Raw genomic sequence first — 16,002 nt, 5'->3', positions numbered from 1 at the left:
GCTCACTCCTCGCGCTCACGGTGCACGCCCTAGAACGGGATGTCGTCGTCGCTGGTGCCGCCGCCCGAGCCGACCACGGCGAACGGGTCGGCGCTCTGGGTGATCGAGCGTAGCGTCTGCGACGGAGCGCTACCCGCCTCGCTGACCCGGGTGGCCCACGCCGGGAACGGGAACTCCAGGCACAGCGGCACCGGGATGTCCGGCTGGTTGACGAACATGGTGCCCGGCTTGGCCAGCAGCGCCCGCTGCCGCTGGGCCGGCGGCAGGAACCCGTACTCGGGGCGGGACGCCTCGGCCGGGTCGAGCCGGCCGACCACGCGGATCGCCGAGTTGGTGACGATGCGTCGCTCCACCTCGCTGGCCGTCTGCTGCGCGCCGACCAGGATCACGCCGAGCGAGCGGCCCCGCTCCGCGATGTCGAGCAGCACCTCCTTGATGGGCGACGAACCCTCCCGGGGGGCGTACTTGTTCAGCTCGTCGAGGACCACGAAGAGGAGCGGCTTCGCGGTGCCGGCCTTCTCCTTGCGCTCGAACTCGCCGCGCAGCGTGACGCCGACGACGAAGCGCTGGGCGCGGTCCGGCAGGTTGTGCAGGTCGACGACGGTGACCTGGGCGCTCTCGGCGGTGTTGATGCTGTGCGGCCGGCGCGTGGCGAGGTCGCCCCGGATGAGGCGACCCAGGTCCTTCTTGCTGCCGATGAGGCGCCGGGCGAACGCGTTGACCGTGCCGAGCCCCACCGCGCTGCCGGCCCACTCGGCGCGGGTCTCGTCGTCGTTGAGCTGCTCGACGACGTGGTCGACCAGGTCTGCGTAGCTGCCGAGCCGCACGCCGTCGATGCTCACCCCGCCGTCGGCGGGCTGCGCGTAGCGGGCCAGGTGGGCGGTCACCGAGTGCACCACCATCGTGTACTGCTGGCGTTCGTCGTCGGCGTCGGCGAAGACGTACGGCAGCAGCCGGTCGGCGCAGAACTCGGACAGCGTCCAGTAGAAGCTGTCGACGCCGGTGAGCCGGCTGCTCACGTCCGGGGTGCCGGAGGAGTCGCCGACCCGGGGCGGGGCGTGGACGCGCACGTCGGGGAAGGCGCCGGCGTCGAGGCCGAGCCGCGCGTAGCCGGCCCGCGTGGCCTCGTCGAGGCGGGCGTTGGGGTGGTCGAGGAACAGCAGGTCCTCGCCCTTGACGTTGAAGATGAGCGCCTTGGCGTTGACCGCGTCGCCGCCGAGCACGCCGGAACGGAACACCGAGTAGAGCAGGAAGGTGGCGAAGCTGGTCTTGGTGGCCACGCCCGAGATGCCGGAGATGGAGACGTGCGCGCCGCGCGTGCCGTCGAGGAAGTCGGCGTTGAGGTAGACGGGCACGCCGTCGCGGCCCATGCCCATGGGGATCCGCCGTTCCATCCGGTCGAAGTGCAGCGCCCGGGCCCGGGCGTCGCCCTCGGCGCGGTGCACCACGGCGCCCGGCGTCGGTGGCACGTAGAACTCCGGGTCGACGCGCGTGGTGGTCACCTCGGCCGCCTCCTGCACCTGGGCGGGCAGGGTGCCGTCGGCGATGGCGAAGACGTCCGAGTCGAACTGGGCGCCCTCGTGCCGGGCCCGCACCTGCGTGACCACACCGGCGATGGTCACCGGTTCCCGGTCGGGCAGCTCGCGCCGGGTCACCACCACGTCGTCGAGTTGCAGGTAGCTGCCGGGGGCGACCGCCGTCCAGAACTGCAGGGGGGTGGCGTCGGCGGTGCCGAGCACCCGGCCGACCCCGTCGACCGGGCCGTCGAACCCGTCATCGGTCATCGGGCAACTCCGGTCGGCTCGTCGTCGCGGTCAGGGCACACGTGGTGCATCCTGCCCGAGGAGTACGACAGGTTGCCACGCGACGCGGCGGACGCCACGCCGGGCGGCGGATCCGCCGGGCGTACGGTCACGTGGCGAGCACGCTGGGTGCCCGCCGTGCGCCGCGGACCGGGCCCCGGTCGCGGGCCGTCGCGGTCGCGGACCGTCGCCCGGCGGGCGTCGCCGGTGGGCCGGTGGTCAGTCGCGGGCGTAGCGCAGCAGCAGCGTGCCGTCCCCGGCGGCGAGCACGTGCCGCAGCGGGAGCCGCCGTGGCGGGGCGGGCGCGCCCGCGGTGATGCGGCCCGGGCCCGGCCCGGCCAGCAGCGGGGCGACCGTGAGGCACAGCTCGTCGACGAGGTCGGCGGCCGTGAGCGCGCCGAACAGGAGCGGGCCGCCCTCGCAGAGCAGCTGGTCGTGGCCGCGCCGGCGCAGTTCCCCGAGGCCGGCCGCGAGGTCCACCCGGTCGGTGCCGAACGGGAGCACGTCGGCCACCTCGGTGAGCCCCGGCGGCGGTACGGCGCCGGCGCGGGTGAGCACCAGGGGGCGGACCGGCGCGTCGGCGAACGCGGCCTGCGCCGGGTCGAGGTCGAGGCTGCCGGAGACGACCACGAGCGTCGGGTAGTCGGGCAGGCCACGCTCGCGCCGCCACGCCCGCCGGCGCTCGTCCAGCCGCAGCGCCCGGTAGCCCTCGTGCCGCAGCGTGCCGGCGGCCACCACGAGCGCGTCGCAGAGCATCCGGAGGAGGCCGAACACGCGCTTGTCGGGCTCGCCGGAGAGCCCCGCCGAGTAGCCGTCCACACTCACCGCGCCGTCGAGGCTCGACACGAAGTTCACCCGAAGGTGTGGCCGGTCGGCCCGGCCGTAGAGCGTCGTGAGCGTGGCGTCGTCGACGGGCTCCGCGGCGGGGTGGGGCCAGAGCCGGCTGATCGGGATTCCGACGCTCATTCGCTGGCCGGACCGGTGACCGGAGGGGTCGGTCGGGGGGTACGGTGCTGGCAGTCGCACCAGTTCCGCCCCGGACAGTCGTCGTGCCGCCTCGCCCGGCACGCTCGGCAGATCATGCTCGCAGCCTATGCCCGAGGAGGAGTGGACAGCATGCCGCGTCAGATCTTCCAGGTGAGGATGTCCCTCGCCGGGGTCCGCCCGCCGGTCTGGCGTCGGGTGCTCGTGCCGTCCGGCTACACCCTCGACCGGCTGCACCGGGTGGTCCAGCACGCGATGGGTTGGCGCGACTGCCACCTGCACTCGTTTGAGATCGACGGCCTCCAGTACGGCGAACCCGACCCGGACGGCGAGCTGGCGCTCCACGACGAGCTGGATGTCCGCCTCGACGCGGTGCTCGGCAAGGGCAGCCGGTTCCAGTACACGTACGACTTCGGCGACTGGTGGGAGCACGACCTCGTCGTCGAGGACGCGGTGACCGCCGACCCGGAGGAGCGTTACCCGGCCTGCCTCGACGGTGAGCGGGCCTGCCCGCCGGAGGACGTCGGCGGGCCTGCCGGCTACCAGGCGCTGCTCGCCGCGCTGGCCGACCCACGGCATCCGGAGCACGGGCCGATGCGGGAGTGGGCGGGCGACGCGTTCGACCCGGCCGCCTTCGACGCCGGCCGCGCCGGCACCCTGCTGCGCCGCTTCTGCTGACGGGACGACCGCGGGATGCCCCGCGGTCGCGGGCGCGACCCGCACACTCCACCCGGCGCTGTCGAGCTGCTCGCCGGTAACGATCTGGGAACGCTCCCATCGGTCTATTGACTCCCCTGAAACGCCCCGGCAATCTCATGGGAGCGCTCCCGACATGTCGGCGGGCAGGTATCGCACGAGCGCGGCAAGGCACCAGCAGCCCGGAATCCCGCGAGGACCACCCGAGCGCCGTTCCGGGGACACACCCACCACATGAGGTATCCACCTGAGAGGGGTCAGGATGAGCGTCATCAGGCGACGGCTCCGCACGGCCGCGGTCGCCGCGATCGCCGCGTGCGTGGCTCTCGGCAGCGCGTCGTGCAGCAAGAGCGACGACGAGGGGACCGGCGAGGGCGGCCAGGTCAAGCTGGTCCTGCAGACCTTCCAGAACTTCGGCTACGACCAGGCCATCAAGGACTTCGAGGCGGCCAACCCGAACATCAAGGTCGAGCACCAGAAGATGGGCGAGCTGCGGGACTTCCAGCCGAAGCTGGTGCAGTGGCTCGCCGCGGGCAGCGGGGCCGGCGACGTGGTCGGTCTGGAGGAGGGCGTCCTGCTCGGGTACGTCCAGAACCACGACAAGTTCGCCAACCTGCTCGACCTGGGCGCCGGTGAGCTGAAGGCCAACTTCCCCGAGTGGAAGTGGAACAACGCCCTGACGCCGGACGGCAAGAAGCTGATCGGGCTCGGCACCGACGTCGGCGGCCTGGCCATGTGCTACCGCAAGGACCTGTTCCAGCAGGCCGGCCTGCCCACCGACCGGGACGAGGTCTCCAAGCGGATCACCACCTGGCAGGACTACATCGCCCTGGGCAAGGAGTTCAAGGCCAGCGGCAAGGTCAAGGCCGCCTGGCTGGACAGCGCCACCAGCCTGATGCAGCCGTACGTCATGCAGAACTCGGAGACCTTCTTCTTCGACAAGGACAACAAGTTCATCGGCGACACCAACCCGGTGATCAAGCAGACCTGGGACCTGGGCCTGCAGATGGCCGCTGACGGGCTGACGGCCAAGGCGCAGCGGTGGAGCGCCGACTGGGACGCGGCCTTCAAGAACTCCGCGTTCGCCACGCTGCCCTGCCCGGCGTGGATGACCGAGGGCGTCATCGCCCAGCGCTCCGGCCCGGCCAACGCCGGCAAGTGGGACATCGCCACGATCCCCGGCGGTGGCGGCAACTGGGGCGGCTCGTACCTCGCCATCCCGGCGCAGACCAAGCACCCGAAGGAGGCCTACCTGCTGGCCAAGTACCTGACCAGCAAGGAGGGCCACCTGGCGGCGTTCAAGGAGGCGGCCGCCATGCCGTCCGACATCGCCGGCCTCGAGGACCCGGCGTTCAAGGACAAGACGAGCGACTACTTCAGCGGCGCCCCCATCGGTCAGATCTTCGGTGAGAGCGTCAAGAACATGAAGCCGGTCTTCCTCGGTGCCAAGCACCAGCAGGTCTGGGAGACCATCTTCGAGCCGCAGATGCAGGCGGCCGAGCGTGGCCAGGCAAGTTCGGACGCCGCCTGGAAGAAGGCGGTCGACGAGGCCAAGAAGGCGACCAGCTGAGTCGCCGTTGACCCGCCGAGCCCACGGCATCCGGTGCCCGTGGGCTCGGCGGCGGCGCCCACACCCGGCCAGGGTGTGGGCGCCGCCGCGAGAGGTCACCGCCGCCCCATCCTCCGGAAGGACCTGCCATGAGTTCCACTGCCGGCGCGGCACCGCCACGGCACAGGGCCACGCCACCCTCCTCCACCCCGGCGCCGCGGCGCTCGTCGTACCGGCTCGGCCGGTGGGACCTCAAGTACTCCCCGTACCTCTACATCGCTCCGTTCTTCGCCCTGTTCGGGGTCTTCGGCCTCTTCCCGGTCCTCTACACGGTCTACGTCTCGCTCTTCGACTACGAACTGCTGAGCGGGACCAAGGAGTTCACGGGGCTGGAGAACTACCGCGTCCTGATGGAGGACGCCCAGTTCTGGAACGCCGCCTACAACACCCTCGGCATCTTCGTGCTCAGCACGGTGCCGCAGCTCATCGTGGCGCTGATCCTCGCCAACCTGCTGAACCGGCAGATGCGGGGCCGGACGCTGCTGCGGATGGGCATCGTCGTACCCAACATCACCTCGGTGGCCGCCGTCGGCATCATCTTCGCGCTGATCTTCGCGGACCGGTACGGCCTCATCAACTGGCTGCTCGGCACGGTCGGCTTCGATCCGATCGCGTGGCGCGACAACCGTTACGCCTCCTGGTTCGCGGTCGCCTTCATGGTCGACTGGCGGTGGACCGGCTACAACGCGCTGATCTACCTCGGCGCCATGCAGGCCATCCCGAAGGACCTGTACGAGTCGGCGTCGCTGGACGGCGCCTCGGCGTGGCGGCAGTTCTGGACGATCACCGTGCCGCTGATCCGGCCGACGATCCTCTTCACCGTCATCATCTCGACCATCGGCGGCTTCCAGATCTTCACCGAGCCCCTGATGTACGGGTTCGGCCTGGTCCGCGGTGGCGCCGACCACCAGTTCCAGACCCTGGCCATGTACATCTACGAGAAGACCTTCACCGGCAACGCCGAGTACGGGTACGGCTCGGCGATGTCGTGGCTGCTCTTCATGATGATCATCATCTTCGCGCTGATCAACTTCGCACTGGTGCGCCGGTCGGTGAAGGGGGACAGGAAGTGACCACCACGCAGACCCTTCCCAGGTCGGTGACCCCGCTGCCGCCGACCCCGCGACGCCGCCGGCGCGGCCGTGCCCCCGCCGCCCAGCTCTGGCAGGCCAGCCCGCTGACGTACCTCGCGCTGATCCTCGGCTCCGTGTTGTCGATCTTCCCGATCATCTGGTCGTTCATCATCGCCTCGCGGGACAACAGCGCGGTCTACGAGATGCCGCCGACCCCCGGCGACCAGCTGTTCACCAACATCGACCGGATGCTCGCCAACGAGGACGCCGCGTTCGTCTACGGCCTGGTCAACTCGGCCGTCGTGTCGAGTGTGGTCACCATCTCGGTGATCTTCTTCTCCAGCCTGGCCGGCTTCGCCTTCGCGAAGCTCAAGTTCCGGGGCAGCAACGCGCTGCTGCTGGTCATCATCCTCACCATGATGGTGCCGACCCAGCTCGGCGTCATCCCGCTCTACCTGATGATGGTGGAACTCGGCTGGACGGGCACCCTGCAGGCGGTCATCGTGCCGTTCCTCGTGCAGGGCTTCGGCGTGTTCATGATGCGCCAGTACGCGATGTCCGCGGTCAGCGACGAGCTGATCGAGGCGGCCCGGCTGGACGGCTGCTCCACCTGGCGCGTCTACTGGAACGTCGTCCTGCCCGCGCTGCGGCCGGCGGCGGCGGTGCTCGGCCTGCTGACCTTCATGCAGACCTGGAACGAGTTCCTCTGGCCGTTCATCGTGCTCACCCCGGACACCCCGACGGTGCAGTACTCCCTGAAGATCCTCTCGTCCGGGCCGTACCAGACGGACTACGTCGCCCTGTTCGCCGGCACCGCGCTGGCGACCCTGCCCCTGTTGATCGTGTTCCTCATCTTCGGCCGCCAGATCATCGGCGGGATCATGGAAGGTGCCGTCAAGTCGTGAGCAATCCCGCCAGCCCGCCCGCCGTCGGCGTCCTCGACCCCCGGCCGGAGCTGACCTTCCCGCCCGGCTTCCTGTGGGGCGCGGCCACCGCGGCGTACCAGGTCGAGGGGGCGGCCACCGAGGGTGGCCGTACGCCGTCGATCTGGGACACGTTCAGCCACACGCCCGGCCGGGTACGCGAGGGCCACACCGGCGACGTGGCCTGCGACCACTACCACCGGCTCCGCGACGACGTCGCGCTCATGGCCGACCTCGGCCTGACCTCCTACCGGTTCTCCGTCTCCTGGCCGCGGGTGCAGCCCGGCGGCACCGGGCCGGCCAACCCCGAAGGGCTCGACTTCTACCGGCGGCTGATCGACGAGCTGCTGACCCACGGCATCGAGCCGTGGCTCACGCTCTACCACTGGGACCTGCCCCAGCCGCTGGAGGACGCCGGCGGTTGGCCCGCCCGGGACACGGCCGCCCGGTTCGCCGACTACACCACGCTCGTCGCCGACGCGCTCGGCGACCGGGTCCGCTACTGGACCACCCTCAACGAGCCCTGGTGCTCGGCGTTCCTCGGCTACGGGTCCGGCACGCACGCGCCCGGCCGGTCCGACGGCGCCGACGCCGTCCGCGCCGGCCACCACCTGATGCTCGGCCACGGGCTCGCCGTGCAGGCGCTGCGGGCGGCACGGCCGGAGGCCGAGGTGGGGGTGACCGTCAACCTCTACCCGGTCACCCCGGCCACCGACGCGCCCGCCGACCGGGACGCGGCCCGGCGGATCGACGCGCTGGCCAACCGGTTCTTCCTCGACCCGCTGCTGCGCGGCGCGTACCCGCCCGACCTCATGGCCGACCTGCGCGAGGTCACCGACTTCGGCCACGTACGCGACGGCGACCTCGCGGTGATCTCGAGCCCGCTGGACCTGGTCGGGATCAACTACTACAGCCGGCACGTGGTGGCCGCGCCCGTCGAGGGCGTCGAGCCCGAGGCGTACTGGCGGTCGCCGTCCTGCTGGCCGGGCAGCGAGGACGTCCGGTTCGTGAGCCGGGGCGTGCCGGTCACCGACATGAACTGGGAGATCGACGCGCCCGGCCTCGTCGAGACGCTGCGCCGCGTGCACGACGAGTACACGGACCTGCCGCTCTACGTCACCGAGAACGGCTCGGCCTTCGTCGACGAGGTGGCCGACGGCCGGGTCGACGACGCCGACCGGCTCGCGTACTTCGACGCCCACCTGCGCGCCGCGCACGCGGCCATCGGCGCGGGCGTACCCCTGCGCGGCTATTTCGCCTGGTCACTCATGGATAATTTCGAGTGGGCCTGGGGTTACACCAAGCGATTCGGCATGATCTACGTCGACTACGAGAGCCAGGCCCGGATCCCCAAGTCCAGCGCCAGGTGGTACGCCGAGGTGATCCGACGCAACGGTCTGGCCGCGCAGTAGGCTCGGGCCAGCCAACCGGGCGGTCCGGCGCCACCGTCCGCGGCGGCGCCGGACCGCCCGACGTCGGAGGAGCAGAGAATGACAACGCAGCGCAGCCGGTCGCTCGGGCGCCCCACCCTCGACGCGGTCGCCGCCCGCGCCGGTGTCGGGCGCGGGACGGTCTCCCGCGTGGTCAACGGCTCCCCGCAGGTCAGCCCGGAGGCGCGGGCCGCCGTGCAGCAGGCCATCGCCGAGCTGGGGTACGTGCCGAACCGGGCCGCCCGCGCGCTCGTCACCCAGCGGACCGACTCCGTGGCGCTGGTCGTCTCCGAGTCCGGCGAGCGGGTCTTCACCGAGCCGTTCTTCGCGGCGATCGTGCGCGGGGTCAGCTCCGCGCTCCTGGAAACCCCGATGCAGCTCTGGCTGGCCATGGTGCAGTCGCCCCTGGAACGGGAACGCGTCGAGCACCACCTCACCAACCAGCACGTCGACGGCGTCCTGCTGCTCTCCCTGCACGACTCCGACCCGCTGCCCACCCTGCTGGAGGAGCGGGGGCTGCCCAGCGTGCTCGGCGGGCGGCCGGCGCGGATGCTGCAGCCCGGTGCGCAGCCGGCCTGGTTCGTCGACGTCGACAACGTGGGCGGTGCGCGGAACGCGGTGCGGTACCTCGCCGAGCAGGGGCGGCGGCGCATCGCCACCATCGCCGGCCCGCAGGACATGGGCGCCGGCCTGGCGCGGCTCGCCGGCTACACGGAGGCGGTGACGGCCGCGCTGGGCGGCGTCGACCGCGACCTCGTGGCGTACGGCGACTTCAGCGAGGAGAGCGGGGCGGCCAGCATGCGGCGGCTGCTGGAGGTCCGACCGGACCTGGACGCCGTCTTCGTGGCCTCCGACCTCATGGCGTTCGGCGCCCTGCGTACGCTGCGCGAGGCCGGCCGGCGCGTGCCCGAGGACGTGGCCGTCGTGGGCTTCGACGACGCCCCGATCGCCCGCCAGGCCGACCCGCCGCTGACCACGGTCTTCCAGCCGGTGGAGGAGATGGGGCGGCAGATGGCCCGACTGCTGGTGGCCCGCATCCGCGGCGACGACCTCCCCGCCCCCCACATCCTGCTGGACACCCACCTGATCAACCGAGCCTCGGCCTAACGCGCCACGCCCTCCCCGCGCTCCCCCTTCCCCGCGATCTTGCACTTTGTGCCCCGGCATCAGGGACATAACGGGGCAATTCAGGGGCCGAAAGTGCAAGATCGGCGAGAGCGTCGGGGTGCGGGGTCCCGCGGGGGCGGCACCGCCTCGGCGATCTTGCACTTTCCGCCCCGACATCCCGGACATAGCGGGGCAATCCAGGGGCCGAAACTGCAAGATCGCGGGTCGAGGGGAGCGGGGCAGGGAGCGGGGGGCAGGGGTGGGGAGCGGGGGCAGGGGTGGGGACCGCGGGGGCGAGGGCCGGAGCGCGGGGTTAGGCCGGGGTTGTCCAGCGGCGTAGTTCGCGGCGGGCCAGGGAGGCTCGGTGGACCTCGTCGGGGCCGTCGGCGAGGCGGAGCGTACGGGCCTGCGCCCACAGGGCGGCCAGGGGAGTGTCCTGGCTGACGCCGGCGCCGCCGTACGCCTGGATGGCCTTGTCGATCACCCACTCGGCCATCGACGGCGTTGCGATCTTGATGGCCTGGATCTCGGTGTGCGCGCCCTTGTTGCCGACCGTGTCCATGAGCCAGGCGGTCTTGAGCACCAGCAGGCGGGCCTGTTCGATGCGTACGCGGGACTCGGCGATCCACTCGCGCACCACGCCCTGCTCGGCCAGGGGCCGGCCGAAGGCGACCCGCTCGGTGGTACGCCGGCAGAGCAGCTCCAGTGCCCGCTCGGCCATGCCGATCAGCCGCATGCAGTGGTGGATCCGCCCCGGGCCGAGCCGGGCCTGGGCGATGGCGAAGCCGCCGCCCTCCTCGCCCACCAGGTTCTCGACGGGCACCCGGACGTCGGTGAAGTCGATCTCGGCGTGCCCGCCGTGGGGCGCGTCGCTGTAGCCGAACACCGTCATGCCCCGCCGGACGGTGACGCCCGGCGTGTCCCGGGGCACCAGCACCATGCTCTGCTGGCGGTGCCGGTCGGCCGCCGGGTCGGTCTTGCCCATCACGATGAAGATCTCGCACCGCGGGTCCATGGCCCCGGACGACCACCACTTGCGGCCGTTGATGACGTAGTGGTCGCCGTCGCGGGTGATCCGGGTCGCGATGTTCGTGGCGTCGGACGAGGCGACGTCCGGCTCGGTCATGCAGAACGCCGACCGGATCTCGCCCTCCAGCAGCGGGCGCAGCCAGCGGTCCCGCTGCTGCTCCGAGCCGAACTCGGCCAGCAGCTCCATGTTGCCGGTGTCCGGCGCCGCGCAGTTCAGCGCCTCGGGGGCCAGGTGGGGACTGCGCCCGGTCAGCTCGGCGAGCGGAGCGTACTGGACGTTGGTGAGACCCGCGCCGTAGCGGCGGTCGGGCAGGAAGATGTTCCACAGGCCGCGCTTGCGCGCCTCGGACTTCAGTTCGGCCATGATCGGCGGACGGGCCCACGGGTCACCGGCGGCGTGCACCTGCTCGGCGTGCACCGGCTCGGCCGGGTAGACGTGCTCGTCGAGGAACGCGGCCAGTTCGGCGCGCAGCTGTTCGGTGCGGCTGTCGTACGCGAAGTCCATCAACGCTCCCCGGCGGCGGTCAGACCGTACGCGATCAGCGGCGCCACCATCTCGCCGATCCGGTCGAACCCCTCGCCGAGCGTCTGCCCGAGCGTGTGCCGGTAGTGGATCCCCTCGCAGATCACGGCGAGCTTGAAGCAGCCCAGCGCGACGTGCCAGTGCAGCGGGCCGACGTCCACACCGCTGCGCTCCGCGTACCGCTCGATCAGTTCGCCGCCGGACGGGAAGCCGGCGCGCGGGCCGAGCCCGTCGGCGACCGGGTTGCCGGCGGCCGTCTCGCTGCCGCCGAGCACGTCCCAGTAGGTCAGCAGGAGGCCCAGGTCGGCGAGCGGGTCGCCGAGGGTGGCCATCTCCCAGTCGAGCACCGCGCGGACGGCGACGGGGTCGACGGTGGCGAGGAGGTTGTCCAGCCGGTAGTCGCCGTGCACGATCCGGCCGGCGTTGGCGCCGGCCGGCACGGTGGCCGCCAGCCGGTCCCGCAGTTCGTCGATGCCGGGCAGTGGGCGGCTGCGGGAGCGGTCCAGCTGGCCGGCCCAGCGGCGTACCTGGCGTTCCAGGTAGCCGTCCGGGCGCCCGAAGTCGGCCAGCCCGACGGTCGCCGGGTCGACCCGGTGCAGCGCCGCGAGAGTGTCCATCATGGCCATCGCGAGGTCGCGCCGCCGGTCGTCGCCGAGCGGGTCGGTCTGCGCCCGCGTCCGGAAGACCTCGCCGGTCACCCGCTCCATGAGGTAGAACGGCGCGCCGATCACCTCCGGGTCGGCGCAGTGCAGCAGCGCGCCGGGCACCGGCACCTCGGTGGGCGCCAGGGCGGAGATCACCCGGAACTCCCGGGCCATGTCGTGCGCGGTGGCCAGCACGTGGCCGAGTGGGGGCCGGCGCAGCACCACCTCGCGGTCACCGAGGCGCAGGAGGTAGGTGAGGTTCGACTTGCCGCCGGCGATCAGCTGCGCGTGCAACGGCCCGCCAGCCAGCTCGGGCCGGTGTGCGGCGAGGTACGCGGAGAGCCGGTCGAGGTCGACGCCGGCGGGCGGCGCGCCGTCGGAGCCGGCCGTGCCCGCGGCGTCGGGGTCGCGCCGGGTGGGGGCGCCGGGGGCGGCTCCCGGCCGGAGCGCGTCGACGGCCGGATCGGTCATCCGATTAGTTGATGGCAGCTCCGCCATCTTGTCAAGGTCGGGTTTTCCCTCCGGGACATGCCACTGCAACAGGGGCGAAATGGGCAACGGCCAGGCTGGGGACCAGCCTGCCGGCCACCACCGCCGGCCCGCCGAGCGGAGGGACGACCATGTTGCTGCGAGTTCGGGTCACGCTGCCGGATCGTCCCGGCACCCTCGGCCAGGTGGCCCGCACGCTGGGCGTGTCCGGCGCGGACATCGTCCAGGTGGTGGTGCTGGAGCGCCTCGGTGGGCGGGCGGTGGACGACTTCACCGTCGTGTGGCCGGGCGCCGCCCGGGTCGAGCGCCTGCTGGCCGGCCTCGCGGCCATCCCGGGCGTACGGGTGGACGGTGTGTGGCGGGCGATCGGCGCGCCCACCACCACCGGTCAGGACGCCGAGTTGCTGGCCCAGGTCGCCGGGAACCCGGCCGAGGGGGTGGCCACCCTGGTCGACGCGGTGCCCGGCCTGCTGGCCGCCGACTGGGCGGTCGCGGCCGTGGTGCCGCTGGACTGGGCGTCCCGCGGCGGCGGGGGCACGGCCGCTGTGGGGCACGCCAGCTGGCGCGCTCCCGTACCGCCGCCGCTGCCGGAGGTGACCCCGCTGCGCGCCCGGTCGATGACCGCGCACGGCGGCACCCACTACGCGGTCGCGCCGTTCGGCCGGGCCGGGCTCGTGCTCGTGGTGGCGCGCGAGCACCGCGAGCCGCTGGCCGCGGCCGCCTTCCACGCCACCGAGGTCGACCGGCTGGCCCAGCTGGTGCGGGCCAGCGCGGTGATCCTCGGCGACCGGCTGGACCTCGTGGGCCCGCCCTCGCTGACCGCCTGACCCGGTGCCGGCGGGCGGGGTGACGTGGATCGCGTAGCCGTCACCGGGGAGCAATCGGCCGGCAACAGCCGGCGGCGAGGGTGGTACCCGAGGAAGGGAGCCAACCATGACGTTGTGGCGGATCCGGGCCACCGTGGACGACCGGCCGGGGTACCTGTCGGTGCTCACGGCGAGCCTCGCGCTGCGCGGGGTCAACATCCTCGCCGTCCAGGTACACACCACCGAGCGGGGCGCGGTGGACGACTTCCTCGTCGACGCGCCCGACGCGCTCGGCGAGGCCGACCTGATGGCCGCCGTCGAGCGCGGCCGTGGGCGGGACTGCTGGGTGGCGCGCAGCGAGGCGCGTGGCCTGGCCGACCAGCCGACCCGGGTGCTCGCGCTGGCCAACCGACTCGTCCGTGACCCGGACGCGGCGGGCGAGGTGCTGCGCGCGCTGCTCGGCGCCGACGCGGTGACCTGGCGGCCGGATGCCGTGGACGGCGCGGGTGTCGCCGACACCACCATGCTGCTCGCCGACCCGTCCGGCGGCACGTTCACGTTGCGGCGGGCCGCGCCCGGGTTCACCCCGGCCGAGTACGCGCGGGCGCAGGCGCTGGTCGAGCTGGCGGCCACCGTGGTGCGCCGGGCCGCCGAGCAGGTCACCCTCGTGCTGCCCGACGGCGCCGAGCTGACCGTACGCCCCGCGGTCGCCGACGACCTGCCGGCCGTGCGCGACCTGCACGACGCCTGCTCGGCGCGCAGCCGGTACCGCCGCTACCTGGGCGGGGCGGCGGTGCCGCCGCCGGCGCGGCTGCGGCGGATGCTGGAACCGGCCCGCGGGCTGACCCTGGTCGCGGCGGTCGCCGGCCCCGGCGGCGCGGAGTCGGTCGTCGCCATGGCGAACCTGCTGGGCGAGGGCGACGAGGCCGAGGCGGCCCTGCTGGTACGCGACGACTGGCAGCGCCGCGGGATCGGGTCGGCGCTGCTGCGGCGCCTGGTCCGGTACGCCGAGGAGGCTGGGTACGCCGCCCTCGTGTTGCACACGCAGGCGGAGAACGGCCCGATGCTGCGTACCGTGCGCCGGCTCGACCGGGCCGCCCGTAGCGCGTACGACGGGCCGCTGCTCACGCTCACCGTCCCGCTCGGACCGGCGGGTCCCCTGCCGACGCCTCCGACGCGGCAGGGGACCCGGCGGGTGACCGGCGCCGACCCTCAGGTGGTGGGGTAGCGGCTGTAGTCGGGGAAGTTGCCGTACAGGCGCTCGTCGCCGCCCTGCGTGACCGCCTGCACGAGCAGGTCGCCGCCGACGAACGCGCCCTTCCAGGAGGCGCCCCGGCCGCCGAACGGCTCCTCCCGGTCGCCGCGCGAGCGGGGCTTGTTGATGCCGACCTTGAACGCCTGGAGGTCGACCGCGAGCTTGCCGGCCAGTTCCTCGTCGTCGCAGGCCAGCGAGGCGACGAGCGCGCCGTTGGACGCGTTCATCTGTGCCAGCAGCTCGTCGGTGGTGTCGACCACGACGATCGTGTCGACCGGCCCGAACGGTTCGGCGTGCATGAGCCGGGACCGGCCGGGCGGGGCCAGCAGGACCGCCGGCGCGACGTACGCCGAGGTGTCCTGCCCGGGGAGGAACGGCGCGCCGTCGAGCTTGCCGCGGTGCAGCGGGACCGCGCCGCCGCGCACCGCCTCGTCCACCTTGCGCCGCAGCTCGTCGGCCTTCGCGGCGCTGATCAGCGGCCCGAAGTCCAGCGCGGGCAACGGGTCGCCGGTGGTCCAGCCGTCCTCGACGGCGAGCGGGTGCCCGAACCGGACCGAGCGTACGACCGGCAGGTACATGTCGAGGAACTCGTCGACCAGGTCGCGTTGCACCACGAACCGGGGGTACGCGGTGCAGCGCTGCTTGCCGTACTCGAAGCCCTTCTTGAGGTGCCCGGCGAGCAGGTCCCACTGGGAGAAGTTCCAGATCCCCCAGGCGTTCAGGCCCTCCTGCTCGATGAAGTGCCGCTTGTCGGAGTCGAGCAGCGCGGCAGCCACCTTGCCGCCGTTGGAGCGGCCGCCCACGAAGGCCACCGCGCCGATCTCCGGCGCCCGGACGAGCACTTCGGACAGTTCCTCGCCGCCGCCGGACACGAGCGTCGCGGGCAGCCCGGCGCGGCGCATCAGCGCGTGCGCCACGGTGAGGCAGACGGCGCCGCCCTGCGACGGGGTCTTGGCGATCACGGCGTTGCCGGCGAGCAGCTGCACGAGTTCGGCGTGCACGAGGACGCTCATCGGGTAGTTCCACGACGCGATGTTGCTGACCGGGCCGGGCAGGGCCTCCCGCCCGCCGGCGAGCATGCGGTCGATCTCGCCGACGTACCAGCGGACGCCGTCCAGCGCGCGGTCCACGTCCGCGCAGGCGAGGCGCCACGGCTTGCCGATCTCCCAGACGAGCAGCAGGGCGAGCAGGTCGCGGTGGGCGGTGAGCGCGTCCAGTGCCGCCGTGACGCGCGCCTTCCGCTCGGTCAGCGGCGTGTCGGCCCAGTCGCGGTGCGCGGCGGCGGCGTACGCGACGGCGGTCCGCGCCGTGTCGGCGTCGAGCCGGGCGAGGTTGACCAGGACGGTGTTGTCGACCGGGGTCCGGGCCGGCGTCGGCACGCCGACGGCGCGCCACTCGCCCTCGACGAGGTTGTGCAGGGTGGTGACGCCGTCGACCGGCGCGGCGAACGCCTCCGGGGCGGCGGCCGCCGCGCGGGCGAGGATGTCGGGCCAGGCGGTGCCGTCGGCGAGTCGTAGGGCCATCGCGTCCTCCTCAGGGTTGACCGGGGAGCGGCGGCGTCGATGGCACCGCTGGTGTCGCGTACTGTGCCGCGCCGCGTGACGGGCCAGCAACCGTACGCTCGTATGCCAG

General features: G+C 72.9%; 13 protein-coding genes. 8 read left to right on the top strand and 5 right to left on the bottom strand.

All coding sequences use genetic code 11. The features are described from left to right. Positions 1 to 29: 29 nt before the first annotated feature. Together D7193_RS03700 and D7193_RS03695 are read right to left on the bottom strand one after the other, a co-directional pair. Positions 30 to 1,784, bottom strand: coding sequence for an ATP-binding protein (locus D7193_RS03700; protein ID WP_120777936.1), 1,755 nt, complete (start codon positions 1,782 to 1,784; stop codon positions 30 to 32). Between the two features lie 237 nt (positions 1,785 to 2,021). Further along, complete coding sequence (locus D7193_RS03695; protein ID WP_120777935.1) at positions 2,022 to 2,768, bottom strand: pyrimidine reductase family protein; 747 nt, start codon at positions 2,766 to 2,768, stop codon at positions 2,022 to 2,024. 150 nt (positions 2,769 to 2,918) lie between these two features. Here D7193_RS03695 and D7193_RS03690 point away from each other — a divergent pair, with 150 nt between their 5' ends. The 6 genes from D7193_RS03690 to D7193_RS03665 all read left to right on the top strand — a co-directional run bounded on the left by D7193_RS03690 (position 2,919) and on the right by D7193_RS03665 (position 9,624). Next, the gene (locus D7193_RS03690; RefSeq protein ID WP_120779231.1) at positions 2,919 to 3,464 is read left to right on the top strand and encodes a plasmid pRiA4b ORF-3 family protein; all 546 of its coding nucleotides are present in this window, start codon (positions 2,919 to 2,921) and stop codon (positions 3,462 to 3,464) included. Positions 3,465 to 3,744: 280 nt separating this feature from the next. Next, on the top strand, positions 3,745 to 5,052 hold the full coding sequence (locus tag D7193_RS03685; RefSeq protein WP_120777934.1) for an extracellular solute-binding protein: 1,308 nt from the start codon (positions 3,745 to 3,747) through the stop codon (positions 5,050 to 5,052). Positions 5,053 to 5,180: 128 nt separating this feature from the next. Further along, positions 5,181 to 6,164, top strand: coding sequence for a carbohydrate ABC transporter permease (locus tag D7193_RS03680; RefSeq protein WP_120777933.1), 984 nt, complete (start codon positions 5,181 to 5,183; stop codon positions 6,162 to 6,164). A gap of 35 nt (positions 6,165 to 6,199) precedes the next feature. Continuing rightward, positions 6,200 to 7,069, top strand: a complete 870-nt coding sequence (locus tag D7193_RS03675; RefSeq protein ID WP_206611871.1) for a carbohydrate ABC transporter permease — start codon at positions 6,200 to 6,202, stop codon at positions 7,067 to 7,069. Beyond that, a complete protein-coding gene (locus D7193_RS03670; protein ID WP_120777932.1) occupies positions 7,066 to 8,499 on the top strand; it encodes a GH1 family beta-glucosidase in 1,434 nt (477 codons plus the stop codon). Before D7193_RS03675 ends, D7193_RS03670 begins: the two co-directional genes overlap by 4 nt. Before the next feature lie 78 nt (positions 8,500 to 8,577). Next, positions 8,578 to 9,624 (top strand): LacI family DNA-binding transcriptional regulator, encoded by a 1,047-nt coding sequence (locus tag D7193_RS03665; protein WP_120777931.1) that lies wholly within the window; start codon positions 8,578 to 8,580, stop codon positions 9,622 to 9,624. A 313-nt stretch (positions 9,625 to 9,937) separates the two neighbouring features. Here D7193_RS03665 and D7193_RS03660 read toward each other — a convergent pair whose 3' ends face one another. Continuing rightward, positions 9,938 to 11,158, bottom strand: a complete 1,221-nt coding sequence (locus D7193_RS03660) for an acyl-CoA dehydrogenase family protein (protein WP_120777930.1) — start codon at positions 11,156 to 11,158, stop codon at positions 9,938 to 9,940. Continuing rightward, entirely contained in the window at positions 11,158 to 12,291 is a 1,134-nt protein-coding gene (locus tag D7193_RS03655) for a phosphotransferase family protein (RefSeq protein ID WP_120777929.1), read from the bottom strand. Before D7193_RS03655 ends, D7193_RS03660 begins: the two co-directional genes overlap by 1 nt. Before the next feature lie 149 nt (positions 12,292 to 12,440). Here D7193_RS03655 and D7193_RS03650 point away from each other — a divergent pair, with 149 nt between their 5' ends. Together D7193_RS03650 and D7193_RS03645 are read left to right on the top strand one after the other, a co-directional pair. Beyond that, the gene (locus tag D7193_RS03650; protein WP_120777928.1) at positions 12,441 to 13,136 is read left to right on the top strand and encodes an ACT domain-containing protein; all 696 of its coding nucleotides are present in this window, start codon (positions 12,441 to 12,443) and stop codon (positions 13,134 to 13,136) included. Positions 13,137 to 13,242: 106 nt separating this feature from the next. Further along, positions 13,243 to 14,343, top strand: coding sequence for a GNAT family N-acetyltransferase (locus D7193_RS03645; RefSeq protein WP_120777927.1), 1,101 nt, complete (start codon positions 13,243 to 13,245; stop codon positions 14,341 to 14,343). On the opposite strand, the gene D7193_RS03640 is transcribed toward D7193_RS03645, so the two are convergent. Next, a complete protein-coding gene (locus tag D7193_RS03640; RefSeq protein ID WP_120777926.1) occupies positions 14,328 to 15,893 on the bottom strand; it encodes an aldehyde dehydrogenase family protein in 1,566 nt (521 codons plus the stop codon). The two genes, D7193_RS03645 and D7193_RS03640, sit on opposite strands and share 16 nt — an antisense overlap. Positions 15,894 to 16,002 lie beyond the last annotated feature (109 nt).

Source organism: Micromonospora costi (genome assembly GCF_003626655.1).
In the GTDB taxonomy this organism is placed as follows: domain Bacteria; phylum Actinomycetota; class Actinomycetes; order Mycobacteriales; family Micromonosporaceae; genus Micromonospora; species Micromonospora costi.
The sequence above is the reverse complement of the archived record's forward strand: the minus strand, read 5'-3'. Positions and strand labels throughout refer to the sequence as shown.

Coding starts and splice junctions, on each gene's coding strand:
- D7193_RS03700 (WP_120777936.1), bottom strand. CDS start 1,784: ATGACCGATGACGGGTTCGACGGCCCGGTCGACGGGGTCGGCCGGGTG.
- D7193_RS03695 (WP_120777935.1), bottom strand. CDS start 2,768: ATGAGCGTCGGAATCCCGATCAGCCGGCTCTGGCCCCACCCCGCCGCG.
- D7193_RS03690 (WP_120779231.1), top strand. CDS start 2,919: ATGCCGCGTCAGATCTTCCAGGTGAGGATGTCCCTCGCCGGGGTCCGC.
- D7193_RS03685 (WP_120777934.1), top strand. CDS start 3,745: ATGAGCGTCATCAGGCGACGGCTCCGCACGGCCGCGGTCGCCGCGATC.
- D7193_RS03680 (WP_120777933.1), top strand. CDS start 5,181: ATGAGTTCCACTGCCGGCGCGGCACCGCCACGGCACAGGGCCACGCCA.
- D7193_RS03665 (WP_120777931.1), top strand. CDS start 8,578: ATGACAACGCAGCGCAGCCGGTCGCTCGGGCGCCCCACCCTCGACGCG.
- D7193_RS03660 (WP_120777930.1), bottom strand. CDS start 11,158: ATGGACTTCGCGTACGACAGCCGCACCGAACAGCTGCGCGCCGAACTG.
- D7193_RS03655 (WP_120777929.1), bottom strand. CDS start 12,291: ATGACCGATCCGGCCGTCGACGCGCTCCGGCCGGGAGCCGCCCCCGGC.
- D7193_RS03650 (WP_120777928.1), top strand. CDS start 12,441: ATGTTGCTGCGAGTTCGGGTCACGCTGCCGGATCGTCCCGGCACCCTC.
- D7193_RS03645 (WP_120777927.1), top strand. CDS start 13,243: ATGACGTTGTGGCGGATCCGGGCCACCGTGGACGACCGGCCGGGGTAC.
- D7193_RS03640 (WP_120777926.1), bottom strand. CDS start 15,893: ATGGCCCTACGACTCGCCGACGGCACCGCCTGGCCCGACATCCTCGCC.